The organism is Odoribacter sp. (genome assembly GCF_985060555.1).
Map to the genome: position 1 here is coordinate 1 of NZ_CFKYFN010000070.1, position 26867 is coordinate 26867.

The 26867-nt window shown below is 41.6% G+C and carries 17 protein-coding genes; 9 read left to right on the forward strand and 8 right to left on the reverse strand.

From position 1 onward, the window contains the following. Positions 1-157: 157 nt before the first annotated feature. From AC5RDS_RS09390 to AC5RDS_RS09410, 5 genes are read right to left on the reverse strand one after another with little or no spacing between them, the layout of a single operon-like run. Entirely contained in the window at positions 158-2776 is a 2619-nt protein-coding gene (locus AC5RDS_RS09390; RefSeq protein WP_118108492.1) for a valine--tRNA ligase, read from the reverse strand. Between the two features lie 55 nt (positions 2777-2831). After that, the gene (locus tag AC5RDS_RS09395; protein ID WP_046403811.1) at positions 2832-3671 is read right to left on the reverse strand and encodes a zinc ribbon domain-containing protein; all 840 of its coding nucleotides are present in this window, start codon (positions 3669-3671) and stop codon (positions 2832-2834) included. Between the two features lie 54 nt (positions 3672-3725). Next, complete coding sequence (locus AC5RDS_RS09400) at positions 3726-4838, reverse strand: Nif3-like dinuclear metal center hexameric protein (protein ID WP_306444843.1); 1113 nt, start codon at positions 4836-4838, stop codon at positions 3726-3728. Positions 4839-4865: 27 nt separating this feature from the next. Then, positions 4866-5201 carry a MerR family transcriptional regulator gene (locus AC5RDS_RS09405; RefSeq protein ID WP_013612086.1) on the reverse strand — a complete coding sequence of 112 codons (336 nt, stop codon included), beginning with the start codon at positions 5199-5201 and terminating at the stop codon, positions 4866-4868. Between the two features lie 23 nt (positions 5202-5224). After that, positions 5225-6196 (reverse strand): M23 family metallopeptidase, encoded by a 972-nt coding sequence (locus tag AC5RDS_RS09410; protein WP_013612085.1) that lies wholly within the window; start codon positions 6194-6196, stop codon positions 5225-5227. A gap of 186 nt (positions 6197-6382) precedes the next feature. On the opposite strand from AC5RDS_RS09410, the gene alaS reads away from it, so the two are divergent. The 6 genes from alaS to AC5RDS_RS09440 all read left to right on the forward strand — a co-directional run bounded on the left by alaS (position 6383) and on the right by AC5RDS_RS09440 (position 15674). Beyond that, positions 6383-9016, forward strand: coding sequence for an alanine--tRNA ligase (gene alaS, locus AC5RDS_RS09415; protein WP_118108476.1), 2634 nt, complete (start codon positions 6383-6385; stop codon positions 9014-9016). A gap of 105 nt (positions 9017-9121) precedes the next feature. Next, entirely contained in the window at positions 9122-10846 is a 1725-nt protein-coding gene (locus AC5RDS_RS09420; RefSeq protein ID WP_013612083.1) for a tetratricopeptide repeat protein, read from the forward strand. A gap of 178 nt (positions 10847-11024) precedes the next feature. Beyond that, positions 11025-12362, forward strand: coding sequence for a TlpA family protein disulfide reductase (locus AC5RDS_RS09425; RefSeq protein WP_013612082.1), 1338 nt, complete (start codon positions 11025-11027; stop codon positions 12360-12362). A gap of 119 nt (positions 12363-12481) precedes the next feature. Beyond that, the gene (locus AC5RDS_RS09430) at positions 12482-13165 is read left to right on the forward strand and encodes a hypothetical protein (protein ID WP_013612081.1); all 684 of its coding nucleotides are present in this window, start codon (positions 12482-12484) and stop codon (positions 13163-13165) included. 151 nt (positions 13166-13316) lie between these two features. Beyond that, positions 13317-14879 (forward strand): sensor histidine kinase, encoded by a 1563-nt coding sequence (locus AC5RDS_RS09435; protein WP_041556638.1) that lies wholly within the window; start codon positions 13317-13319, stop codon positions 14877-14879. A gap of 105 nt (positions 14880-14984) precedes the next feature. Next, a complete protein-coding gene (locus AC5RDS_RS09440; protein WP_013612079.1) occupies positions 14985-15674 on the forward strand; it encodes a response regulator transcription factor in 690 nt (229 codons plus the stop codon). A 32-nt stretch (positions 15675-15706) separates the two neighbouring features. On the opposite strand, the gene AC5RDS_RS09445 is transcribed toward AC5RDS_RS09440, so the two are convergent. Next, positions 15707-21397 (reverse strand): alpha-2-macroglobulin family protein, encoded by a 5691-nt coding sequence (locus AC5RDS_RS09445; RefSeq protein ID WP_494222315.1) that lies wholly within the window; start codon positions 21395-21397, stop codon positions 15707-15709. 145 nt (positions 21398-21542) lie between these two features. Here AC5RDS_RS09445 and AC5RDS_RS09450 point away from each other — a divergent pair, with 145 nt between their 5' ends. Further along, a complete protein-coding gene (locus AC5RDS_RS09450; RefSeq protein WP_013612077.1) occupies positions 21543-21779 on the forward strand; it encodes a hypothetical protein in 237 nt (78 codons plus the stop codon). A 72-nt stretch (positions 21780-21851) separates the two neighbouring features. Here AC5RDS_RS09450 and hutH read toward each other — a convergent pair whose 3' ends face one another. Together hutH and hisS are read right to left on the reverse strand one after the other, a co-directional pair. Beyond that, entirely contained in the window at positions 21852-23342 is a 1491-nt protein-coding gene (gene hutH / locus AC5RDS_RS09455; RefSeq protein WP_013612076.1) for a histidine ammonia-lyase, read from the reverse strand. Positions 23343-23530: 188 nt separating this feature from the next. Beyond that, a complete protein-coding gene (gene hisS, locus AC5RDS_RS09460) occupies positions 23531-24895 on the reverse strand; it encodes a histidine--tRNA ligase (RefSeq protein WP_013612075.1) in 1365 nt (454 codons plus the stop codon). A gap of 147 nt (positions 24896-25042) precedes the next feature. Here hisS and AC5RDS_RS09465 point away from each other — a divergent pair, with 147 nt between their 5' ends. After that, positions 25043-25630, forward strand: coding sequence for an RNA polymerase sigma-70 factor (locus AC5RDS_RS09465; protein ID WP_046451211.1), 588 nt, complete (start codon positions 25043-25045; stop codon positions 25628-25630). Between the two features lie 59 nt (positions 25631-25689). After that, a complete protein-coding gene (locus AC5RDS_RS09470) occupies positions 25690-26814 on the forward strand; it encodes a FecR family protein (protein WP_175315785.1) in 1125 nt (374 codons plus the stop codon). Positions 26815-26867: the final 53 nt, after the last annotated feature.

Below are 26867 nucleotides of genomic sequence, written 5' to 3' on the forward strand. Positions count from 1 at the left end.
ACAGAAAAATGACAATAAAAATGACATATGAAGTGATTATACTGGGGCATCTTCATATGCCATTGTATTTTATAGGGACATTTACTGAATATCCCTAAATGAAGGGGCTGTTCAAAGTCGGATAGCCCCTTTCGCTATAGTTTATTTCGGTAAAAAGTCACAATCCTTTTAACTGTGCTTCGATTGCGGCAATTTTAACCTCTGCATCGGCTTGTTTTTTACGTTCATTGGCTACTACCTGTTCGGGAGCACCGTTGACGAATTTTTCATTACTGAGTTTTTTCATCACTGAAGTCAGAAAACCACGGGTATAGTTTAATTCTTCTTCCAGTTTGGCTTTTACTTCGGCTGTGTTTACTTCACCTTGTGCCGGAATAAAATATTCGACGGTATCGACGATAAAACTCCAGGCTCCTTTGACCGGTTCGTTAACCAATCCGATCTGACCGATATTTCCCATTTTACGGATGATACTATCGAAGGAAGCCGGATAACGTTCGTTCTTTTTTACCTTCAGCTCCAGGACATCTTTGAAAGCGATATTATTTTGTTTCCGGATATTTCTTATACCTACGATGATATTTTTTACCGCTTCAAAGCGTAACAGATAACTCTCGTCATAACTTGTCGCCTTCGGGAGTCGTGAAATCATGATACTTTCACCGTCTTGCCGTTCGCGTAAGGTTTGCCAGATCTCTTCTGTTATAAATGGCATAAACGGATGCAGTAATTGCAACAGTTGCTCGAAGACATTCAGCGTCTCCTCATACGTTTTCCGATCGATAGGCTGGCCGTACGCTGGTTTGATCATTTCCAGTAACCAGGATGAAAATTCGTCCCGGAACGTGGTGTATACCGTCATCAGTGCTTCGGAGATCCGGTATTGGTCGAATTGGGTATTCAACGTTTCGTTTACTTTTCCCAACAAGTGGTTGAACCATTCCAACGCCAAACGGGAATGGGCCGGTTGGTCGATGGAGGCTACCTCCCAGGATTTTACCAACTTGAACGCATTCCACATCTTGGTAGTGAAATTACGGCCTTGTTCGGGCAGACTTTCATCGAACAGTAAATCACCTCCTGCCGGAGCACATAATAACATCCCTACCCGTACCCCATCTGCTCCGTATTTGTCGATCAAATCCAACGGATCAGGAGAATTTCCCAGGGATTTAGACATCTTACGGCCTAATTTATCCCGTACGATACCGGTGAAATATACATTTTTGAACGGCATTTTCCCTTCGTATTCATAACCGGCCATGATCATACGAGCCACCCAGAAGAAAATGATGTCCGGGCCGGTCACCAGATCGTTCGTGGGATAGTAATAATTGATTTCCGGATTTCCGGGATGGTTGATTCCGTCGAATAAGGAAATAGGCCATAACCAGGAAGAAAACCAAGTGTCGAGGCAATCTTCATCTTGTCGTAGATCTGCAATGGTCAGATTCGAATTATGACTTTTCTCCCGGGCTAAGCGTAAAGCTTCCTCTTCGTTATAAGCGACGACATACCCGCCTTCAGGCAGATACCAGGCCGGAATCCGGTGGCCCCACCAAAGTTGACGGCTGATACACCAGTCTTTGATGTTTTCCATCCAGTGTCTGTAGGTATTTTTGAACTTAGAAGGGAAGAAACGGATATCGTCGTTCATTACCGGCGATAAAGCGATCTCTGCCAGATGTTCCATTTTCAGGAACCATTGCATAGATAGTTTCGGCTCGATGGGTACATTGGTCCGTTCCGAAAAACCGACATTATTGGTGTAAGGTTCCACTTTCTCCAATAACCCTGCTGCTTGCAGATCTTTTTCTATCTGCTCCCGTACGTCGAAACGGTCCATGCCGACATAAATTCCGGCCTGCTCGCTGATCGTACCGTTGTCATTGAAAATATCGATAGAAGGCAAATGATATTTTTCACCTAACATATAGTCGTTGACGTCATGAGCTGGAGTTACTTTTAAACAGCCTGTACCGAATTCAATATCGACATATTCGTCTTCGATAACCGGTATCGTGCGCCCGACCAAAGGAACGATCACCTTTTTTCCCCGTAAATGCTGGTTTTTAGGGTCTTTGGGATTGATACACATAGCAGTGTCTCCCATGATGGTCTCCGGACGGGTGGTCGCTACCAGGGCATAACCGTCTTCTCCTTCTATTTTATAACGGAGATAGTATAATTTACTATGCTCTTCTTTGTAAACCACTTCCTCGTCGGAAAGAGCGGTCAGTGCTTTCGGATCCCAGTTGACCATACGTACTCCCCGGTAAATCAGTCCCTTGTTGTAAAGGTCGACAAAAACTTTCAGTACACTTTCACTTCGTTCTTTATCCATGGTAAAAGCAGTACGGTCCCAGTCACAGGAAGCTCCCAGGCGTTTCAATTGCTTGAGGATGATTCCGCCGTGTGTATGCGTCCAATCCCAGGCGTGTTTTAAAAATTCATCCCGGGTCAGATCGGTTTTTTTTATTCCTTCACTTTGAAGCTTACCTACTACTTTGGCTTCTGTGGCTATCGAAGCGTGGTCCGTGCCAGGCACCCAGCAAGCATTTTTCCCTAACAGACGGGCCCGGCGTACCAAAGCATCCTGTATTGTATTGTTCAGCATGTGCCCCATGTGTAGAACTCCGGTGACGTTAGGAGGAGGGATGACGATGCAGTAAGGTTCTCTGCTGTTATCTACTTCCGAATGGAATAGTTTATGATCCATCCAGTACTTGTACCATTTCTCTTCGCTTGCTTTCGGATTGTAATTTGTAGCAATCATGCCTGAAATTTTAGATTTAAAATGATAATAAAAAGGCTGCATTTGCAGCCTTTTCTTATTCTTCTGATTTTTTGATTCGTCTTCCTTTTTTCTTTTGAGCTTCCATCGCTGATTCGAGATCTGCTTTTTGCATGCTGCCGTCATAGTCACAGATATATTTGTCGATCAGGATTCGTCCGCAATACTCACACACGATGATTTTTTTCCGGGAGCGGATATCCAATTGCCGCTGTGGCGGAATTTTATTGAAACAACCTCCACAAGCATCCCGGTCGACGGTGACGACTGCCAGGCCGTTGCGGGCATTGTCACGGATCTTCCGGTAGGCTGTCAACAAACGCTCTTCGATATTCTGAGATAATTCCTCGGATTTTTGGGTCAATGCTTCTTCATCTTTGTGGGTTTCAGCGATGATGTCGTCCAGTTCCGCTTTCTTCGCTTCTAAATCTGCTTTCTTTTCTGTATATTGTTTGTTGGAAATTTCCAGATTTACCTCTTTTTCGGCTTTCAGTTTTTGAGCTTCCCGGATTCTTTTTTGCTGTAATTCGATTTCCAGTTTCTGAAATTCGACTTCTTTGGTCAGGGCATCGTATTCCCGATTGTTACGGACATTATCCAATTGCTCTGAATATTTTTTTATCAGCTCTTCCGACTTGGTGATTTCCTGTTTTTTGTTTGTTACACTTTTGTCAGCTTCACTGATTTCATTTTTCAAATTTTCAAGACGGGTTTCCAGACCGGCGATTTCGTCTTCCAAGTCCTGAACTTCAAGAGGCAATTCCCCTCTTAATGTCTTGATTTTATCGATCTCGGTATCAATGCGTTGTAGCTCGTAAAGATGCTGCAATTTTTCTTCGACAGAAAGTTCTTGCAGTTTTTCGTTGTTTGTTGCCATATTTATAAAGTAACTCTAATTTATTTTTGAACCATCAGAGGAAGAAACACCCTATTATAAATAATGTATGGGATTTGTTTCGACCTTCGAAAACTGAATTGCAAAGTTAGATATTTTTTTTGTAACTAACTCATAAAAAATCTCTTTTGTGAACTGTTCGCTTTCATAATGCCCGATGTCTGTCAGGATCAACCGATTTTCTGCCTGGAAGAAATCGTGGTATTTGTAGTCTCCGGTGATATATATATCGGCTCCCTGAGCTATTGCGGCCGAAGTGAGGAAGGCACCGGAACCGCCGCAGACGGCTACTTTCCGGATCTGAGATTTACAGATTGCAGTGTGACGGACGACTTTACAACGGAAAGTCTTTTTTACCTGTTGCAGGAAAGGCAGACTATCGGCTGGCTCGGCGAGTTCGCCGATGATTCCGAAACCCGTTACAGGATTGGTATTATCCAGGTTAACGATGTTCCATACCGGTTCTTCATAAGGATGTACCTTCAGTAAAGTCTCTATGCTTTGGGAGAGGAGGTATTCAGGGACCGTAATTTCGGTTTTTATCTCTTCCTCCCGGTGAAGGGTCCCGATTACTCCTACATAGGGATGGCTACCTGCCTCGGCGTGAAAGGTGCCTTCTCCTTTCTGGTTGAATGAACAGTGACTGTAATTACCGATGTGACCTCCGCCTACTCCCAATACGGCTTGTCTTACTTCTTCTGCCTTTGAGACAGGCGTGTAGAAGCACAGGCTGAATAATTTACCGCCCGGTTGCAGGATTTTCCGGTTTTGTAATCCCAGTTTGTCGGCCATTCTGCCGCTGACACCGTGTAATACGGCATCCAGATTGGTATGTGCGGAGTAGATATTGAGGTTGTGCCGAATGGCTTTGATGAGGCAACGTTTTACATAGCTGTCCGGACGCAGATTTTTTAATCCCTGTAAAGTGAGCGGATGGTGGGAGATGAGCAGATCATGTCCTCCCTGTACGGCTTCGTCGATTACTTCTTCGGTAATATCCGTGCTTAACAGAACCGAATGTATTTCGGCTTCCGGATTGCCACAGATGAGTCCGGCATTATCGTAACTTTCCTGTAAACTCAAAGGAGCGAAGTTCTCTAAAATAGAGAGGATGTCTCTGACATATAGGGGCCGTTGCTGGTTTTGCATGTCTGTACTTGGGACCGTAAGTCCTGATTATTGTAATTGGTCTTTAATCTGAAGTAATTCTTCCTTGATTGCTTTCAGGCGTTTTACCACTTCGAAGTTGGTTTCGGTTTCCGCTTTGTTTTCCCGTAATTTCATCTGAGCACCTTTGAGTGTCATGCCTTTTTCTTTGACCAGATGATAGATCAGGTGAAAATTGTCGATATCTGCCTTGGTAAACTGGCGGTTGCCTTTTTTGTTTTTATGTGGTTTGATGACGTCGAATTCTTTTTCCCAAAAACGAATCAGTGAGGTATTCACTCCGAACATATCGGCGACTTCACCGATTGAGTAGTATACTTTTAATGGTTGTTTCTCCTGTTCCATAATCTGAGGTATAAAGTTGCCGCTTAGTCCATGGTTTGCCCGTTATTGTTTGCTTCTGTTACGAGTTTATCATATTCATCGGCTGTTAAATCGTTGAAATAATAGTTAATCGGATCGACAGGAATGCCGTTTTTCTTTACTTCATAATGAATATGAGGCCCGGTAGACATCCCTGTATTACCCATATATCCGATGATATCGCCACGTTTGACTTTTTGGCCTGCTTTAACATTGTAAGCGCTCATATGAGCGTAAAGGGTTTGATAATTGAAGCCGTGGTCGATCAATACGCATTTTCCATAACCTTGATGAATTTCTGCATATACGACTTTTCCGTTTCCCGTTGCATAGATCGGCGTACCGACGGCTCCGGAAAAATCCATCCCGGCATGGAGTTTTACCGTTTTATAAATCGGGTGCATCCGATAGCCGTAGGAGGAAGAAAAACGGGTACTCGGATCTTTAAGTGATACGGGTAAGATGGCCGGTATCGATGCCAGCATTTCGATCTTATTTTTCGCCAATGTTTCTATTTCATCGTACGATTTACTTTGGATATAAAGCGCTTTCGATAATTCATCCAGTTTTTTGCTGGTATTGATGATCAATTCGGCATTGTCCATGTCTTTCAAGGACTCATACCGGTTTACTCCTCCCGAACCTGCCCGGCGGATAGAAGCGTCGATCGGTTCGGACTCGAATATCACCCGATAGATATTGTCATCCCGGGTTTCCAGATTTTTCAATACCTCGTCCATACGCTCCAATTCGTTGTTCAGAATATGATATTGAGCCAGTATTTCTTCTTTTTCTCTTTTCAGCGCCTTTTCTTTCGGAGAATCGACGATAGCGGAAACAATCAAAAAGATGACCAGGGCCAGGGATAAACTGGAAAAGAATTTTACGACCAGCGACCATAGTTTCTTTTTTACGGAGACATGTATTCTATCATAAGACAGTGTTTCGGGATTAAAACGATAACCTGTTTTCGCCATTTTTTATTATAAAATTGATAATTTTCGATGCAAAGTTAAAGAAATAATCTAATTTTGCAATTCTATTTTGCGTCGATACGGGAGAGACAGTCTTGGGCAGGTTCAGGACGTGGAAACACAATCCCGTTTTTTTATTGTACTTCTGAGTACAAAAAACGATAGTTACAACTTGTTCATTAAAAAGATATGAAATCAGCAGAGATCAGACAAAAGTTTCTGGATTTTTTTGAAAGTAAGGGACATACTATCGTCCCTTCAGCACCCATGGTGATTAAGGACGATCCTACGTTGATGTTTACAAACGCAGGAATGAATCAGTTCAAAGATATTATTCTTGGGAATATCAATCCCAAACACCGGCGTGTCGCGGACTCGCAGAAATGTCTCCGGGTTTCCGGAAAACACAACGACCTGGAAGAGGTAGGACACGATACATATCATCATACGATGTTCGAGATGCTGGGGAACTGGTCGTTCGGTGATTATTTCAAAGAAGATGCGATTGCTTTTGCCTGGGAATTCCTGACCGGAGTAATGGGGCTGGATAAAAACCGGTTGTACGCTACTGTCTTTGAAGGGAGCAAAGAGGACGGACTGGAAGGAGATGCAGAGGCACGTAAAATTTGGATGAATTATTTGTCCGAGGATCGAATCCTCTTCGGGAATAAAAAAGATAATTTTTGGGAAATGGGGGATATGGGACCTTGTGGGCCTTGTTCTGAAATCCATATCGACCTCCGGCCCGAGGAGGAGAGAAAATTGAAATCCGGTCGTGAACTGGTGAATCAGGATAATCCACTGGTGATTGAAATCTGGAACCTTGTATTTATGCAATACAACCGGAAAGCGGACGGAAGTCTGGAAAATTTGCCCAATCATCATGTGGATACAGGAATGGGATTCGAACGGCTTTGTATGGCTGTGCAAGGAAAAACTTCTAATTATGATACGGATGTTTTTACTCCAATCATCGATGAAATATCCCGGCTTAGCGGTTTGAAGTATGGGGTGTCACACGATGCCGATGTGGCTATGCGGGTGATTGCAGACCATTTGCGTACTATTTCTTTCTCTATTACAGACGGGCAATTGCCTTCGAATGTGAAAGCAGGTTATGTGATCCGCCGGATCTTGCGGAGAGCGGTGAGATATGCTTATACTTACCTGGATCAGAAGGAAGCTTTCATGTACCGGTTGGTGCCTGTTTTGATAGAAGTGATGGGAAAACATTATCCGGAATTGGTCGCTCAGCAAGAATTGATTGAAAAAGTGATACGGGAAGAAGAAAATGCCTTCCTGAGGACATTGGATAAAGGTATCAAATTGCTGGATCGGATTATCGAGAAAACTAAAGCAGAAGATTTTCTGACGATTCCCGGTAATGTTGCTTTTGAATTATACGATACTTATGGATTCCCACTCGATTTGACCGAGTTGATCTTGCGGGAGAAAGGGTTGGTGGTTAACCGCCGGGAATTCAAAGCTGAAATGGAAGCCCAAAAAGAGCGTTCCCGTTCAGCATCTTCTGTAGATACGGACGATTGGATCGAATTGATCGACGACGATGTTCAGGAGTTCGTAGGATATGATTATACCGAGGTGGAGGTAAAAATCACCCGCTATCGGAAAGTAGTTACCAAGAACAAGACCCTCTATCACCTGGTATTCAATATTACTCCTTTCTATGGAGAAGGAGGAGGACAGGTAGGAGATAGCGGAGTACTGATCGGAGAGAAAGAGACTATCCGGATTATCGATACTAAGAAAGAAAATGGACTGACCATTCATTTGGCGGAGAAGATGCCGGAGGATGTAACCCAGACTTTCATCGCGAAAGTGGATGAACATAAGCGGGTGCTGACCGCTAATAATCACTCGGCTACTCACCTGCTGGATTATGCTTTGCGGAAAGTGTTAGGAAAGCATGTCGAACAGAAAGGTTCTTATGTGAGTGACGAGCATTTACGGTTCGATTTTTCACATTTCCAGAAAGTGACCGATGAAGAACTGGCCGAGGTTGCTGCCATTGTAAACCGGTTGATCCGTATGAATATTCCTTTGGAAGAACATCGCAGTGTCCCTATGGCTAAGGCACAAGCTATGGGAGCTTTAGCGATTTTCGGGGAAAAATATGGCGATCTGGTCCGGGTGATCAAGTATGGGGAATCTGTCGAACTGTGTGGAGGTACACACGTTCCGGCTACCGGACAAATTGGTTTTTTCAAGATTCTGTCTGAGAGTTCGGTTTCTGCCGGTGTGCGTCGTATCGAAGCGATCACAGCCGATAAAGCGGAAGAGTACATCAATAACTCTTTTGCTATCATCCGGGAAATGGAGAAAATGTTCAAATCCAATAAAAATTTGATGGAATGCGTAAAGAATGTTTTGGAAGAGAACGAAGGATTAAAAAAGGAAACTGAAAAATTTGCTAAAGAAAGCTTACGTTTATTGAAAGAACGGTTGAAAAACGAGAAAAAGGTATACCGGGATATCAATCTGATTATTACGAATTTGTCTATCCCCGCAGCTCAAGCGAAAGATATCGCTTTTCAACTGAAAGGGGAATATGAAAAAGTGATTTTCATTGCGGGAGGTGTAAATGCCGGGAAGCCTCACCTGACCGTGATGATCAGTAATAGTATAGCAGAAGACTACGGGTTGAATGCCGGTCAGATCGTGCGTGAAGCTGCTCAGGAAATAAAAGGTGGCGGAGGCGGACAACCTTTCTTCGCAACTGCGGGAGGGGCCTATCCGGAAGGAATAGAAAAAGCCATCGAAAAAGCAGAAAAGTTAGTGATGCATAAAATTAATGTAGATTAGTTTCAATATTTTTCCAGATAAGTGAATGTTTTAATATTTTTTTATACATTTGCTTTGCTTATTGAGCAACCAATTTGAATATTAAGAATAAATTTGAAAGTGATTATGAAAAGAACATTGAAAACTGTTGCTACCGTTGCGTTAGCCGGGTTTGTTGTTGCTTCTTGTTCATCTCTGAATAAGATGAAAAGATTAGAAAAGAACATTGCTTATAAGGTAACTCCTGAAATGCTGGAAGCTAAAGGTGGCCAAGTAGACCTTAAAATCGATGCTACTATTCCTGCTAAATATTTTAACAAGAAAGTAACTTTGGTTGCTACTCCGGTTTTAAAATTCCAAAATGGTGGAGAAAAAGCTTATGAACCTAAAACTTTCCAGGGCGAAAAAGTGCAGGGAAACAACGAGGTTGTACCTTATGCTACCGAAAAGACTGTCAATTATAGTGGAACCGTTCCTTTTGAAGAAGGAATGAGAGTTTCCGGCTTGTATGTGAAATTTCAGGGATCTAAAGGTAAAAAATCTGCTGATTACGAATCCCGTAAAATTGCTGATGGTGTGATTGCTACCGCTACTATGGTGAATAATGCTCCGGCTATCGCTATCGGTGCGGATCAGTTCGAAAGAATCACCAAGGAAGAACAGGAAGCTGCTATCTATTATTTGATCAATTCTGCTCAGATCCGTACCAAAGAAATGAGTTCAAAAGAAATCAAGGCAATGGAAAAATTCATCAAAGATGCGAAAGCTGCAGAAGATATGGAATTGAAAAATATCCAGATTCAGTCTTATGCTTCTCCTGATGGTCCGATGTCTTTTAACGAGAATTTGGCTAACAACCGGGAAGGTGCTGCTGACAAGTTCGTTAAAAACAACATGAAGAAAAATAAAGTAGAAGAATACAAAGACTTGGATTTCTTCAAAAAATATGTTGTGGCTGAAGACTGGGAAGGTTTCAAAAAAGCGATGGAAGAATCTAATATCCGCGACAAAGAATTGATCTTGCGTGTACTGGCTATGTATTCAGATCCTGAAGTAAGAGAAAGAGAAATCAAAAATATTTCTTCTGCTTATTCTGTAGTGGCTGAACAAATCCTGCCGAAACTGAGACGTTCTAAATTTGTTGTAAATGCAGAACGCATCGGTAAATCGGATGAAGAAATCCGTAACCTGGCAAAATCTAATCCTTCTGCTCTGAATGTTGAAGAATTACTGTATGCAGCTACGCTGTTCGATAATAATGGAGATAAATTAGCTATCTACGAAGCTGCTATGAGACAATTCCCGAACGATTGGAGAGGTTTCAATGACGCAGGTATGATTCTGTTCGAAACGGGTAAAGTTGCTCAGGCTAAAGCTGACTTCGAAAAAGCGAATGCTCTGTCTGCAAACAATAAAACGATTAAGAACAACTTAGGTGCTGTTGAATTGATCAACGGTAACGTAAAAGAAGCTGAAGTACTGTTCGGTGCTGCTACCGGTGCTGGCAACGAAGTAAACTACAACAAAGGTATCGTGGCTATCATGAAAGGTGACTATAAAGCTGCTGTAGACTATTTCGGAAAATGCAACTGTGTCAATGCTGCTTTAGCTAATATCCTGGCAGGTAACAATAACGAAGCTGCTAAAAAACTGAATGAAGGTAAAGATGATTCTGCTTTGGCTTCTTACCTGAAAGCTGTTATCGCTGCCCGTAACAACGATAATAGTGCAGTGCTTTCTAACTTGAAAACTGCTTGTAGCAAAGATGCTTCTATGAAGAAATTAGCTGCTACTGATATGGAATTCGCTAAATTGTTTGACAATGCTGATTTCCAAGCTATTGTAAAATAAGTTGAATGCCATAGTTCAATATAAAGCTGCGGATTTTATTTCCGCAGCTTTTTTTATTTTCTTATTCAGAACAATCTTTTCTTTTAGCCTTTCTTTAACATATTTTTCCCGATTGTTGTTTTATATTTGCTAATCAGAGTAATATGGCTTATTATGGCTGATAATTGGCTGAAAAATAATGAAAGAAATAATTGTTTTAATATTGGTGCTGGTTTCTTTGTTTTCATGTTCGAAAAGTGACGTTGTACAAGTCAGTGGACGGATTGAGAACGGAGATTCTATTGTCAGTATTTTGGTAGACGACAGCATTTATACTTTGTCCTTGGATCAGCAAGGTTTTTTTTCAGGTAAGATCGATATGGTAAAAGGTGGATATGCCACGATGTTACATAATGCCCTGAATCTTTATCTGAGTCCGGGAGAGGATCTGGAAATCTATGTGAATGCAAAAAATTTCTCAGGGTCTTTGTATTTTCGGGGGAGTTTGGGTGGGATCAATAGCTACCTGAAAGAACAGGAGATTGCAGTCTTTTTCGATAAAGACTATTACGCGCTGAACGAAGAAGAGTTCGTGCAGAAGATGAGGGCACTTATCGATGAAAAGGTGAAATTGCTGGAAGCGAAAAATTTTGACGATTCTTTTACAGAATTGGAAAAACAACGAATCGGATATTCCATTGCTGTAAGAGCGTCGTTGTATCCCTCTTTCCGGAGGAATATGTATCCGGACGAAGACTATCGTCCGGGGAGTGTTTTTTCCGATTTCTTATCCTCTTTCTCGATTAATAATGAAAGGCTGATCGGAGCAAAAGATTACCGTGATTTCTTGTTGAATTATGTTTATATACAAGGAAGTCGCGGTGCTCAGGGATGGGAGAATTATTCCGACGGGATTGCCGATTATATTCTGGCTACCGTAAATAGTCCGACGATTAAGAGTTTCTTACTGACTCAGCTCGTTTATAATTATATCTGTGAAAATAACGGAATTGAGGGAGCTGATTATTTGTTGTCCGTTTTTCATCAGGAATGTACGGATCCGAATAAAATCGCTTATATCGACGGTATGGTAGAATTATGGGAAAAGATTCTACCGGGACACGATGCTCCTGATTTTGCCCTTCGGGATACCGAGGGGAAAACAGTGACTTTAGAAGCTTTCCGGGGATCCTATTTGTATATCATGGTATGGGCGACTTGGTGTGTACCTTGTAAAAGCGAATTGCCTTATTTGAATTTATTACAAAAGAAATATGCCGGTAAAAATATTCAATTTTTGACTGTCGCGGTGGGAAGAAACGCTGACGAGCAGAATACCTGGCTAAATTTTCTGCATCAGAATCCCTATGCTGGAAATCATACCTTTAGTGGGGCCGCAGATAAATTTGCAGAAGATTATATGATTATCAGTGTGCCGAGATTTATCCTGATCGGACCCGATGGGAAAATTTTAAATTCGAATGCCCCCAGACCTTCGGGACAGATTTTGCAATTATTTGAAACATTGGAGCTTTAAGGGTACACGCTTTTTAACTTTTGCAACCGAAACAAATTCTTAAGTTTTCTTGGTTCATTTGGTTTTTTTATATCTTTGTAGAAAATTGCGCTATAAAATTTACAAAGTGAGATAAGAAAATGAAAAGGATTTGTTTATTTTTAATTGCTTTTACGCTTTTATTAGCCGGATGTAATTCTAATAAGGTAAAAGTCAGAGGGAAAGTTATTGGTTTACAGGGTACTGTAAAATTGTTGGCAGAGATGCCGGGACAACAAGGATTGGTGATCTTAGCCCAGCAAGATGTTACTGACGGTAATATCGATCTCGAAACAGAGGCATTGCAAATACCAGCTAGAGTATGGGTGGATGTGGCAGGAAAAAATACATTGGAATTTATTCTCGATAGTAAAGATCAGATATGGATTCAGGGAAAAATTAAATTCCCCGATCAAATTGAAGTGAAAGGTTCGGGCCTGGATATGGAATATGCGAAGTTGAAAAAAATGTTCAAGGAGAAATATGAAGGACCGATCGAACCGATCGACAAAGCAATCAAAAAGATCATGGAAAAACCCAAAAGATCGAAAGAAGAAGAAGTATTGTTGGGAGTTCATCAGTTGCAAAGACAACGTTATATCCGCGCTCGTGCTAAATATGTCAAGAACCTGATCGAAGTTAACCCGACGATGGAATTGTCTCTTTTCTTATTACAAGACGAACTGAAAGATAGTCTCGATTTACAGAGAGAGCTGTTCAAAAAATTGGAAATTGCCAATAAGGAAAGTAATATTTATAAGACTACTGCAGAAAAATTGCAATAAAAGTAAAGCCATGTAAATGGTTTTGTTTTCCCGTTTTTATTACTTAGTTGTTTTTAGGGGTACCTGTCCGGTACCCCCTTTTTATTTTCATATCATACAGATTTTGATTATTTTGTAATAAATACTATTTTTACGGAGATATTCCTGGAGTATGATAAAGAAGACAATTATTAAAATTCTTTTGGTTGTGATGATGGCTGCATTTACGGCAGTAGTCGTTGTGCAATGGCTGTGGATAAAATATGCTATCCGGGAACGGGAAACGAAATTTACTTCGCAGGTATACGATGTATTGAACCGGGTGGTCAACCGGATCGATGAATTCAATTACCTGAGATACAAACAGGAAATGAATGAACAGATCGGGGAGATTAAAAACTACAATGACCTGATCGCTTCCCAGCAAGGGGGAACCTCCTCTGAATGGTATTCCAACAATTTGTTTAATATTCTGAATAACGATATCAATCGGTTGAAAGGTGAGCGTTCCTATTTGTTTTCGGTTGTCCCGTATGCCCGTTCCGGAATCGGGAAGAAAATAGATCAGGAATTTATCGAGCAAACGATCCGGTCGATGGAGTTACCTCAGCGGGATAGTACGGCACGGGCTGCCAGACTGGCACAGCTCAGTCAGCAGATGCAAGAATTTCTGATACGTTTGCTTCATGAAAAAGATCCTGAAAATGTATCTGCCGAACAACGTCTGGCTCATATTGATATCGATAATTTATTATTGTATGGTTTCCGGACTTATAATATTCATTTGCCTTTCACTTATGAGATTATGACTAAACAGGGACTGCTGAACAGGGTAAAAGGTGGGGCTCCTAAGAATTTTTATTATGTGGAACTGTTTCAACAGGATTTAGTCAAAAAAGGATATTATCTGGGGGTGAGCTTTGAGTCGGTGCAGCCGGTTTTACTGGAAAATATGGGGTGGCTGTTTTTAGCTTCCGGATTCTGTATTTTCGGGTTGATGTTCGTATTTATTATTACGATCGTTATCATTATGCGTCAACAGAAATTATCGGTCATCAAGAACGATTTTATCAATAATATGACGCACGAATTCAAGACCCCGATAGCGACGATATCTCTGGCTACTTCTGCTATTATGAAAGATAAGGTATTGAACGACCGGGAACAGATCCTGAAATTCAATACCATGATTAAGAGTGAAAATGACCGGATGAATAAGTACGTCGAGCGGATCTTGCAACAAGCGAAGTTGGATCGGAGAGAATTGCAAATAAATAAGACTGAGGTAGATATCAATGAAATGGTCAGAGAAGCAGCTGAACATTTTATGCTCATTGTCCAAAATGCCGGCGGAACTTTGGAGTGCAAGTTTGAAGCCGATCATTTCATCCGTTCGGTAGATGAAGTTCATATGATGAATGCTGTATGCAATCTGATCGATAATGCCATTAAATATTCGGGCGGAAAACCGGATATATTGGTATATACACAAGAAAAGACCGGAGCTTATCTGATCGGAGTGCAAGATCATGGTATCGGCATATCGAAAGAAGCCCAGAAGAAAGTATTCAAACGTTTTTACCGTGTCCCGAGTGGAAATTTACATAACGTGAAAGGATTCGGATTGGGGCTGAGTTATGTGAAGTCTATCGTAGAGTTGCACGGTGGAAGCGTGAAATTGACTTCCAGGAAAAATAAAGGAACTTTGGTAGAGATAGAATTTAAAAAAGAATAAAATAATTTAGATTTCAGATTTATGATTTACGAAAAGAGCTTTGAAAAGCCTTGCATTAAAAGTTGAAATCGTAAATTGTAAATCGTAAGTCAAAAATCAAAAAGTATGGCACAGAAAATATTGTTAGTGGAAGATGACCCCTGTTTTGGTTCGGTATTGAAATCTTATTTGGAATTATCCGATTATGAAGTTACTTTATGTGTGAATGGTAACGATGGTTTGGAGGCTTTCCGGAAAGATAAGTTCGACATCTGTTTACTGGATGTTATGATGCCTGAAATGGACGGTTTTACCTTAGGTAAAAAAATTCGTGAGATCGATGGAAATGTGCCCTTTGTTTATATCACGGCTAAAAGTATGAAAGAAGATATGAAACAAGGTTATGAGATCGGGGCGGATGATTATATTGTAAAGCCTTTTGATTCTGAAGTACTGATTTTGAAGATTAAAGCGATCCTTAGCCGTAGTAAACACGAAGAAGCCGAGCCTAAACCGAAATTTATCACTATCGGTGAATATGTGTTCAATACCGAATTGCGGACGATCACAAAAAATGAGGAACAAATCAAATTGACCCCGAAAGAGGCTCGTCTGCTGGAATTGCTGTATAATTATAAAGATGGCTTGTTACCCCGTGAGAAAGCATTGACCGAGATATGGGGGACCAATGATTATTTTACAGCCAGAAGTATGGATGTTTATGTGACTAAATTGAGGAAATATTTTAAAGATGATCAGAATATAAAGATAGAGAACGTTCACGGCTCCGGTTTCCGGTTGGTGATTGAAGAGTAAAAAAAGCTGAGGGTAAACCTCAGCTTTTTTTGTTACTTGGTTACGGTTATTTTTCCTGCCTCACTATAGGCCGTATATTCCGGGGCGTACATGCTTTGGAAAGTTGCGATCCCGTCCTGATAGGTGCCTGCCTGATTTACCCATACCGGGTATTCCAATACGTAGGTACCTTTGGCCAGAGAATTGAAAAAGAAATTGGTAACGGCATCTTTAGATTCTTCATAGTATACGGTACCGAATTTCCATTGATTGCCCGATAACTGCCTGATAGGTTCGAAACAGGCTGCTCTGAAATCTTTCAGGTAAAGAAAATCCATGTCTTGCTTTAAAGAAAGCGTTAGGCGGGTAACCACTTTATCTCCTGTTTTCAGGTTTTGTCGGCCGAGAGGAAGGAGTTCTTTTTTGCCGTCCGGACCTATTTTTTCAATAAAGAGCTTTTTAGTGACACTGAGTACTCCTTTCTGCTGCTCTACCTGATCGAATTTTTCGAAGTATTGCAAATATAAGCCGCCCCAGCTGGGAGAGTCGGTCATTTTGTTGATTTCGACGCTCAGCATATCGGGTTGAATTTCGGATGATGTATAAGTATGCTTCAAATAACCTAATGGATTGGCGGTAGTGGGGATCGGTAACATCTGTTTCCCCAATTCGACAGTTACTTTTTCGGATTGATTCAGTCGATCTTTTCCCGTTAACAGCAGGGCATAGATCGCATCGACGGTAGAAGGGACGTTGCCCCAATTTTGAGTTTGTTTTTGCCGGAGTAACCATTGTTTCATCAATTCGGTCTCGGGCGTATTCCCTTCTAACTCGTAAAAAGCTTCCATCAAGGCAACGTGAGTCTGAATGGCTGAATTTCTGTAAATTTGTCTCCGGTTATTAGGCCAGTACATCCCTTGTTCATTATTCGTGACTGCATATTGGCGCAGGGATTTCAGTATGTTTTGTGCTTCTTGCTTAAAACCGTACCGGTTTAATGTAACGGCAGTTAAAGCTTTTTCATACAGAGTGAAATCGCTCCATTGCTTTTGAGCTAATGCTATAAAATATTTGTGTGCTTTCAAAGCATCTCCCAAGGGGATATCCCGATATAGACTCCTGACATAGAGGTAAAGGATTTGTTCGTATCCGATTCGTTGGGGAGTTGTCTCAAAATCTTTTCGGATTTCATTATCCAGGTAACGAAGTGCTTTTATTTGCATCTCTTTCTCTTGCTCATTGAAAGCCCGTTGGCCGGTAAGATTAGCCCTGGCCATAATCGCAAGAACATTGGCAGTCATAAAACGACTCGGATACATTCCTTTGAACCAACTCCAGCCTCCTGTCGGATTTTGTAATGCTGCAAGCTTTTGGAGTATACTTTTTTGTTGGTAATCTAATCTGTTTTGGTCGAATAATTGAACCAAACTCTGTATACATTCTGTTTCCGATTGTGCTTGCATTACCCAAGGTGAAGCTTCCAGCAAAATGGATTTCAGCTCTTGGTTCTGTTCCAGTTTGGACAATAAAGTCGGGTCGTCTGCGGATAGATGCCAGCTGCGGATAACTCCGGCGATATGAGGATTGGCATGTATAATACGCTGGGTTATGCTGTTGACATAATAGGCACCTGATAAGTCGGTGATATTTTCGTTCTGAGGTTGTTGTATGGAGGGGATAGCCAAAACAGCATACCAGATCGGATTCTCGGTTAATTCGAAAGTTAGCCGATAAGGAGTGATCGTGGTGTTGGGTTGTTTTAGCGTAAAGGTATGCTTGCCGGTCTGATTCGTGTAGATCGGTAAGGTCTGAGTGATTAAAGTTTCTGTCGGCAATACGGGGAGCAAATGTTGCTCGCCATCACTGAAGTGCCCGCTTTGAGCGGATACTCTGAATCCCAGCAAATCGATATCTGCCGGTACAGTGAACTGGAAAGTTAGCGTTTGACTGCCCTGGGGGTGTGTCCGGAAAGTCTGATTTTGCTGCATGAAAACTTTTTGATTTGCCGGATCGAAAAATTCAAAGTTTACTTTGCCTTGCTGAAGAGTATCCGACAGGTTACTGACAGTTACTTGCAATTCCGTCTGATCGCCGGTTCTGAGGAAACGGGGCAGATTCGGGCGTACCATCAGCGGTTTGGAAGTAACGATCGTTTCGGATAATTGCCCGAACAGTAAGGCGGGTGTCGTGGCGAGAGCTGTGAATTTCCATTGGGTTGTCGCGTCAGGTATAGTAAAACTGATATCGACATATCCTTCCGGATCTGTTTGTAGTTGGGGATAGAAAAAGGCGGTCTCCTGGAAGTTCTCCCGGTAGTTTATTTCGGGGGTTGGCATTCCGGATGATCCGGCTTCGTCTAATGCCGCTTCTGCAAAATCACTGGCAACCAACTTGGCTGAACCGGTCATGTAGGTATTTCCCAACGCTTTGGTTGAAAACCGATAATGGGAATGTGAAGATACATAAGTCTGTAATTCACTGAAAGAAAGAGGTGTGACAGGATAAGAAGGACGTTTAAAGATATTACTCCACAAAATAATCCGGTTCTCGAGGTTATAATGGAATGGAGCCCCCCATGAATAAGGTTCGCCAGGATTTAAGTGAGTCGGTTGAAAATTAAAATAATAAGGTGCGATTTTATCGAGGGAGGCATCGTACATCATGGCCAATAGCTCTGCTGTCACAGGTTTGCCTGCAGCATCGACAACCCGAAATTTCCAGCTTTCCGATTGTCCCGGGGTAAGGTGGTCTCTGAAAACTTTGGTCTCTACGGTTAACTTACGATCCGGTTCTGTCTTTTGGATAGGGATGATCTCCGAGAAAAACTTTTTGTCCTTTACATAGGAGATATACAACCAGATTTGTTTTCCGTATTCTTTCAGAAAAGGGATATCGATCGAAAGCACTTCGTCTGAAAGAACAGGGTAAGACCGTTTGATTAATTTATCGGAAGTATAAATATCATATCTGACATAGGCTTCTTTGACTGAAGTACCGAAAAGAATACGTGCTGTTTCACCCGGACGGCAAGTGGTCTTTTCTCTGACAATCCACTCGTAGGTCGGGAAAGGTGGTTTCTGATCCAGAGGGGAATAGAGGAAAAAGACTCGATTTGTCTTGATTTGGTTGCATTCCACTGTAAATAAATATATACCTGATGTTTGTTGGGTTAAATCCGGAAAAATAGAATCTTTTCGGAAGACGGCTAGATGACCTTCAAGGATGTTTTTTTCTACGATAGTGTCTTTGATTTCTAAATTGGTTTGTAATTGTTTGGGGGATACCAATTTTTGTATGGTGTACTTTACCGGATAAGCACTGGAGTCGTTACCGATTTCCTCTAGTGAGATATGAAAAGCAGTACGTTGTTGTTTATTCACTTGTTCCGGGATTTGTAAAGCTGGGGTTGCTTTGCCGGAATAGATGGGAATACTCGTGCCCGCTTCCTCTGTTTCACCTTTGGTATCCGTCACTTTTACCTTTATTTCATAGAGATAGGAGTTGCGGAAAGAGGGATAGGACGGAATATCCTGGGCTTTAAAAGTAATTTCGAAATTTCCCTCGGCGTTACTTCTGGTAATACCGTGGATTGTGGTGTCTCTATGTGGAAAATAGAATATCGGCGATGATACCGAAATGGCATAATTGATTTCGGTATTAGCCATTTTTACGCCGGAAAAGCTTCCGACCTGTCCTTCCAGCCGGACGATATCACCGACAAAATAGGTTCGTGTCGGTTTGTGAAAGGTGATTTCGAATTCAGGTCGTTTGTAATCCGTAACCTCGATGGTAGTCTGACCTTTTTCGGTATAGAGGGTAAAATATCCGTTAAGGATGCGGGCCGGAATGACGAAACTTCCTGTGAAGGAACCATATCGGTTGGATGTTACTTCTTGTTGGGCGATTTCCTTGTCGTTGGCATCCTTAAAGCTGATTTTGTATTTTTGACCTTCCAGCGCATAAAGGGTATCTAGGGTTGCTTTCCAGCCGATACCTTTATAATAAACCGTTTGGCCTGGCCGGTAAATCCTTCTGTCGGTGATTAAGGTCGTATGGTTTTGAGAGGTAGGAGAGGTATACCACCGGTATATCGGGTTGATGGGACCATTAGGGTTCTCCGGATTGATTACCTGATAAGCCAGATTTTGTTTAGATAAATTTAGGGAAGAGAATGCCAGTCCCCGGGAATTGGTAAACACTGTGTCTAGTAGGGTGTAACCCGGATAGTTGGGTTTATAAAGAAGAATTTTGGCCTTGGGAATGGGTTTGCCACTCTTCGAATCGTATACGGAATAAATTTGCTGGTTCTTGCTGTTCTGAGAATTTGAAAATAAACGGGTGGCGATAACAGTTTGGGATACACTATGTTTTGTCTCCGTTGTATTTAATGAAATCTGATAGAGTCCGGCTTCGGGAAGGGGGATATGGATGGTGGTATCTTGTTCGATCAGACTGGGAGTTAAGGTGAAACGTTTTTCGTAAACTTTACGTTGGACATTGTTCTTATCCTGATTTTTCAATTGTTCGTATGCCTCGGTCGTGAGATCGATTCGGTAGATTTGTAAGGTGGCATTGTCCAGGTTCTGTGAAGTCAGTTTTAAGGCAACCTTTTCTTCCGGGTAGATTACTTCAGGGAGTTGGAGCGATAGTTTAGGAGCTTTCATTTCGCTGACGATCGAACGTAGCAAGTTGATACGTGTATATTTAGGATATAAATGTATCCCTTTTTCGCAGAAGTTGATGATCTTTTCTTTTTCTTTGATGAGTTGTTGTGGATCGGCAGATTGCCCAAATGTAAAGGAAGATAGGGCTTGTACATATTCATTGGCTTCTTTAGCCATCACTTCGATGACAAAAGGACTGCCGATGTATTTTTGGGTCAGTTCCTGCAAAGCTTTTAGATAAAGGGAATCTCTGTCTTCGGAAGAAAGTTTTTTGGCATATTCCAGACGGTCCAGATCGGTAGCCAGGAAAGCCGGGAGATTGGCCTGTTTTTTCCGGAAGCGGAGTAATTCTTGCCATATCTGCAAAATGGTAGCCGACCGCCCTTTTAGTTCTGCGGGAATAGGAGTGGCGATAAATTCGTCGGCCGGAGCGAATAGTAAAGGAGAATCGGAAGATGGTTCTGCAAAGCCGGGAGTATTGGTTTGCAAAAGAATATTTATAGCCCGGTAACAAAGAAAGTCGTAAAGTGTAGGACGTAATGAATCCGCTGGAGTCAAAGAAGTCAGTATGGCTTTGTATGCGCTCAAAGGAGTTTCTTGTAATTTTCGGGCAGGAAGCAGAGAGGCTGCTACACATTTTTTGATTTTTTCGGCGAAAATATTACTGCTCCAGCTTGCTATATCTTCCGGAATATAATCGGTTACGGGGGTGCGTTGGTTGATCAGATAGCTGTTGTTATTGTAGTACTCTGCATAAAGCTGGGCACAATAGGAATTTATGACAGCTATACCGGCAGAATCCGTCTCCTGGGAAAGGTATTTTTCGACTTCGCTTAATATTGCCGGATAGTCCTCGTGATCGATCGCTAACGTAAAAGTAGTTTTTAAAATCAATGATTTGATCAGTAAAGGGGTATCGTTGTTTTTGATGGCTTGTCGGTATAGTGCCTCGGCGTCTTTGATGGCTTGTTGAGGATATCGATAGTAGTAGGCCGTCAAGGTGTCCTGCGGGGAGTGCTGTGCGTAAGTGGCTGAACCTATAAATAATAGTATGCCGATTAAAAGTTTACTTAGTCTCATCTGTTTCTATTTTTATGATACATACGAAATATTTATCGTCTTAGAGATGCAAAAACGAATGGAATTCCATAAAATTAAAAATAATTTGTGGTAAGAAAAGAAAAGTTTTGTCTTTTATTTTAGGATTGTTATCTTTATTGGCAATATGGAAAGTAGAAATAAGATATTGAAAAGTAAAAGATTGAAACTGATCCGGGGAGTGATGTATCTGGATGTTTTATCGATCTTGTTGAGTGTGATGATGATCGATATGCGTCATTTTACTTTTTCGTTGTATTCCGGGGTTTGTATGCGTATCCTTGTGTTGCTGGGGATTTTTATACTTCTTTTGATTGGTGAAAGAAGTTTGACACGTTATCTGCGCAAACATCGTAATGAATGAAAGAATTTCTTCGGGAATATCCCCAAAGCCTTTTTGACTTGGGGGATACTCTACTGAAGAAATCGCTGGGCTTTATTCGAAATCACCTTGTTTTAAAAATTCTGTGGCGGCATCGATGTCTTTATACATCACTCTGTCTTGCCCGTTGAAGGGGACGATGCTACGGAATTCTTTCAGGAACTCTTCCAGGTAAGGTGAGGTTTTGGTTGGCCGCTGTAAATCGATCGCCTGAGCTGCATTCATCAGTTCTATTGCTAAAATACGTTCTACGTTTTCGGCAACCTTAACCGTTTTCGTCGCTGCATTTCCTCCCATGCTGACATGGTCCTCCTGTTCGTTGGAAGAAGGAATAGAGTCTACAGAACAGGGAGTGCACAATTGTTTATTTTTGCTTACAATAGCTGCTGCTGCGTATTGAGGAATCATAAAACCGGAGTTCAGGCCCGGATTGGCTACCAGGAATTCAGGAATATTTCCCCGGTCACCTGAAATCAGCCGGTAAGTACGCCGCTCGGATATACTGCCTAACTCTGCCAAAGCAATACTCAGGAAGTCCATCACCAAAGCCAGAGGTTGACCGTGGAAGTTGCCGCCGGAAATAATCAAATCGTCTTCCATGAAAATGGTGGGATTGTCCGTTACGGAATTAATTTCCCGTTCTACAACAGAAGCGACATACATGATACTGTCTTTACTGGCTCCGTGAACTTGTGGCATACAACGGAAAGAGTAGGGATCCTGAACATGTGTTTTTTCTTTTTGCTGGAATTCGGACCCTTCCAGTAAAGTTCTGATATTGCGTGCTGTTTCGATTTGACCCGGGTGAGGACGTGCGGCCTGGATCTGAGGTAAGAAAGGATCGATTCGACCGTCGTAAGCTTCTAATGAAAGCGCTCCGATGATATCGGCATATTTGGCAATCTTGAAAGCTTTCAATAAAGCATATACGGCATGAGAACTCATAAACTGAGTACCGTTTAATAGTGCCAATCCTTCTTTAGCTCCGAGTTCGATCGGGGCCCAACCCAATTTGGCATTGATTGCTTTTGCATCGCAAATCTTGCCTTTATACCACACTTCTCCTTCGTTAATTAAAGGTAAAAATAGATTGGCCAAAGGAGCTAAGTCGCCGGAGGCTCCCAAAGAACCTAATTCACGAACTACCGGCAATACATTATGATTGAACATATCGATGATCCGTTCGACGGTCACTAACTGCACACCGGATTTCCCCAGCGACAAAGCATGTGCTTTCAGCAATAACATCAGACGAATGATATCCTGATGAATCGGTTCTCCAAGACTACAAGCGTGTGACATCACCAGGTTGGCCTGTAATTGGCTGAGGTCTTCTTTGGAAATACTGATTTTGCATAATGAACCGAAACCTGTCGTTATGCCATATAAAGGTTTGGCAGAACTCTCGATTTTATGATCCAGGTAGGCTTTACAATCGTTGATTAATTTTTTACTATCTTCGGAAAGAGCCAGTTTGTAATTCTTACTTAAAATTTTATCGATGACCTCGAATGTAAGAGGTGCTGGAGATATATAATGTACCATGATAATTGAATGTTGAAAATTAAAAATTGAAAAATGCACACATCACATGTAGTGAAAGTTGTTTCCCGTTTTCACTGTTCTTTTTCATTTTATCATGGACATCTGGAATCGTATCCGTGACTTTTCAGGGGACGATGTTCCTTTTTATATATCTGCATAAATACCGGTTGATGAATGTTTTATTCGTCTTATCGCTTGAGTCTTTCGACTAACTCTTCCATTGTAACATTATGCTGTTCACCCGATAGCATATTTTTCAGGGAGATAATACCTTCTTGCATTTCATTTTCGCCGATCAGGGCTACGAAAGGTATCTCTTTTTTATCTGCATAAGTCATCTGTTTTTTCATTTTAGCGGCTTCCGGATAAATTTCCGCATTGATACCGGCTTCCCGCAGTTGTTTGAGAAGTGGTAAACAATATCTTTCTTCCTGCTTACCGAAATTGACGAAAAGGATCTGAGTGGTTGTCATATTATCTTTGGGAAACAGATCCAGTTGATTCATGACATCGAAAATACGGTCGGCACCGAAGGATATACCTACTCCCGACATATTTTTTAATCCGAAAATACCGGTCAGGTCATCATAACGTCCACCTCCGGTGATACTACCGATCTGGACATCTAAGGCTTTTACTTCAAAAATAGCACCGGTATAATAACTCAAACCACGGGCCAGGGTAAGGTCCAGTTTGATTTCGGTCCGGATGTCCACATCCTTCAGATAATCGAATACAATGGATAGTTCTTCGACACCTTTTAAACCGATAGGGCTATCCTGTAAAATAGTTTTGAGTTTTTCCAGCTTCTCACTATTACTTCCTTCCAGGTTCAAAATAGGTTGCAATTTGACGATTGCTTCTTCGGTGATTCCTTTTTCCCGTAATTCAGCATTAACCTTGTCCAGACCGATTTTGTCCATTTTATCGATGGCTACTGTAATATCTGTCAGCTGGTCCGGATAACCTATGATTTCTGCAATTCCTGCCAGTATTTTCCGGTTATTGATTAATAAACGCACCTTGATTTTCAGACGCCGGTATACTTCGTCGACCATTTGAATCAACTCTACTTCATGCAAAAGCGAATCACTTCCGACAACATCTACGTCACATTGATAAAATTCCCGGTAACGTCCTTTCTGAGGCCGGTCGGCCCGCCAAACCGGCTGGATTTGATAACGTTTGAAAGGAAAGGTTAATTCGCTTTGATGTTGTACGACAAATCGTGCGAAAGGGACAGTCAGGTCATAACGTAATCCTTTTTCTGAGATCTTGTTGGTGAGCTTTATACTATTCTTTTCTAATAATTCCTGATCGGAGATGTTCCCGATAAAATCTCCTGAATTTAAGATTTTGAATAATAGCTTATCCCCTTCCTCTCCGTACTTGCCCATTAAAGTGGACAGGTTTTCCATGGCTGGCGTTTCCAGCGGCATATAACCGTATAGTTTAAAAACACTCTTGATCGTATCGAATATATAATTGCGCTTCACCATGATTTCAGGTGAATAATCTCTTGTTCCCTTTGGTATAGAAGGAAGTTGTGCCATAATTGTATTTGTTGTTTTTCCTTACAAAAGTATATAAAAAGTGTGATTGAAAAATAATGGTATTGGTGATATTTTTATTTTTTTGGAAAAAAATTGTTGGGTAGAATTGTGTTTGTATTTATTTTTTTCAATTTTGTAATTGAAATCATGTTAGATCAGATAACCATAAATAAGTTTATTGCCGGCGATGTGAAGGCTTTTGAACGTTTGTTCCGGAAATATGCGCGAAGTATGCAGCTTGTGGCATTAGGACTTTATCGGGATACAGCTGTGGCAGAAGATGCTGTTCAGGAAAGTTTTGTGTATTTGTGGAACCATCGGAAGGAGATGAAGCCTGATATTGCCATAGAGGGTTATTTATATTCTTGTGTGCGGCATTATGTGTTGAATTATATCCGGCATCAAAATATCCGGATCAGGCAGGAAAAAGAGATTGTGCGTGAGCAGGAATGGTTAGCGGGGTTGACGTACGATGAGATTGATGTAGATGCTAAATTATTGACTATAAAGAAAGTAATTGATGCATTGCCGGAAGGATGTAGAAAGATATTTGTGATGTCTGTAATTGAGGGAATGAGCTATACAGATACGGCCAAGGAATTGGGGGGGGCGGTGAATACAGTAAAGTCACAAGTGAAGATTGCTTATAAGAAATTAAAAAATACGGTTCAGAAATCTCCTGATAATATGTATCTTACTATTTTATTTTTACTTTCCTTAAAAAAAATACTATAATTTTTTCACCCTTTCGGGATGTTCATGTTCTTTATAAAAGAATTTCAAAATGCAGGAGCATGGATACAAGTACCAAAGAGGAATTATTCCGTAAAGTATGGGCAGCTCTTTATGAAGAGGGGAACAAAGATGAATTGCAGGTGCGGGAAGTTGTCGACCAAATGTATATGGCTGTGAAAGAACCGGAGTTGGATATAGAAGAAGTGTTTGATAAAGTACAAAGGGAGATAGGTACGGTAAGGAATAAGGAGCGGAGATTATGGTGGAATGTGATAAAGTATGCAGTTGCCGTAGTGTTACCTTTGGGGTTAGGTGTGGCGGGATATATCCTTTGGAATGGCCGTGGGAATGAGCAACAGCAGCAAATGGAAGGATATGTACGTCCGCAGAATGCCGTTATGCTGACTTTGGCATTTGGAAAAAAAATTGCGGTAGATGAGCAACAGCTGGAAGAATCTCTGACGACCGATGCGGTAACTATCCGCCGGGATAGTATCGAGGGCCTTGTATATGAGGTAAGTGGACAGAAAAATAGGGCGGCAGAGCGGTTTAATATATTGGAAGTTCCTGTAGCGGCGGAATATCAGTTGCGCTTATCAGACGGAACGGTTGTGTATTTAAATTCGGACAGCCGCTTGAAATATCCGGAAGTATTTACAGGTAATGAACGTAAAGTATATTTGGAGGGTGAGGCGTATTTTGAAGTGGCTAAAGATAAGGAACATCCGTTTAAGGTTATGGCGCAGGGGGTGGAAGTGAATGTTTTGGGAACGCACTTTAATGTAAATGCTTACCCGGAACGTACCGATGTCGTGACAACGCTGGTAGAGGGGAAGGTGAGGGTTGGGAGAGGAACACGTCAGATTGTATTGGTTCCGGGAGAGCAGGCTGCTGCGTCGGCAGAGAGTTTGAACGTGAAGAAAGTGGATGTACGGGAATATATTGCCTGGAAAGATGGACTGTTTGTGTTTAGCCGGATGTCGTTGGAGGAGATTATGAGACAGGTGTACCGTTGGTATGGGGTGGAAACGGTGTTTTCCGACGAGACCGTGAGAGCTGTGACTTTTACGGGGATAATCGACAAAAGTATGCCGTTGGGAGAATTGTTTAAAGTGATAGAGACGGTGGTGGACGTGCGTTTCGTAATGGATGAAAATAATCAGGTAGTTATTACTGCAAAATAAACACCGGCAATTTGTTCGTAGCTATGCCGGTGTTTGAATGAATTGTTTATTCC

Coding starts and splice junctions, on each gene's coding strand:
- AC5RDS_RS09390 (WP_118108492.1), bottom strand. CDS start 2,776: ATGATTGCTACAAATTACAATCCGAAAGCAAGCGAAGAGAAATGGTAC.
- AC5RDS_RS09395 (WP_046403811.1), bottom strand. CDS start 3,671: ATGGCAACAAACAACGAAAAACTGCAAGAACTTTCTGTCGAAGAAAAA.
- AC5RDS_RS09400 (WP_306444843.1), bottom strand. CDS start 4,838: ATGCAAAACCAGCAACGGCCCCTATATGTCAGAGACATCCTCTCTATT.
- AC5RDS_RS09405 (WP_013612086.1), bottom strand. CDS start 5,201: ATGGAACAGGAGAAACAACCATTAAAAGTATACTACTCAATCGGTGAA.
- AC5RDS_RS09410 (WP_013612085.1), bottom strand. CDS start 6,196: ATGGCGAAAACAGGTTATCGTTTTAATCCCGAAACACTGTCTTATGAT.
- alaS (WP_118108476.1), top strand. CDS start 6,383: ATGAAATCAGCAGAGATCAGACAAAAGTTTCTGGATTTTTTTGAAAGT.
- AC5RDS_RS09420 (WP_013612083.1), top strand. CDS start 9,122: ATGAAAAGAACATTGAAAACTGTTGCTACCGTTGCGTTAGCCGGGTTT.
- AC5RDS_RS09425 (WP_013612082.1), top strand. CDS start 11,025: ATGAAAGAAATAATTGTTTTAATATTGGTGCTGGTTTCTTTGTTTTCA.
- AC5RDS_RS09430 (WP_013612081.1), top strand. CDS start 12,482: ATGAAAAGGATTTGTTTATTTTTAATTGCTTTTACGCTTTTATTAGCC.
- AC5RDS_RS09435 (WP_041556638.1), top strand. CDS start 13,317: ATGATAAAGAAGACAATTATTAAAATTCTTTTGGTTGTGATGATGGCT.
- AC5RDS_RS09440 (WP_013612079.1), top strand. CDS start 14,985: ATGGCACAGAAAATATTGTTAGTGGAAGATGACCCCTGTTTTGGTTCG.
- AC5RDS_RS09445 (WP_494222315.1), bottom strand. CDS start 21,397: ATGAGACTAAGTAAACTTTTAATCGGCATACTATTATTTATAGGTTCA.
- AC5RDS_RS09450 (WP_013612077.1), top strand. CDS start 21,543: ATGGAAAGTAGAAATAAGATATTGAAAAGTAAAAGATTGAAACTGATC.
- hutH (WP_013612076.1), bottom strand. CDS start 23,342: ATGGTACATTATATATCTCCAGCACCTCTTACATTCGAGGTCATCGAT.
- hisS (WP_013612075.1), bottom strand. CDS start 24,895: ATGGCACAACTTCCTTCTATACCAAAGGGAACAAGAGATTATTCACCT.
- AC5RDS_RS09465 (WP_046451211.1), top strand. CDS start 25,043: ATGTTAGATCAGATAACCATAAATAAGTTTATTGCCGGCGATGTGAAG.
- AC5RDS_RS09470 (WP_175315785.1), top strand. CDS start 25,690: ATGGATACAAGTACCAAAGAGGAATTATTCCGTAAAGTATGGGCAGCT.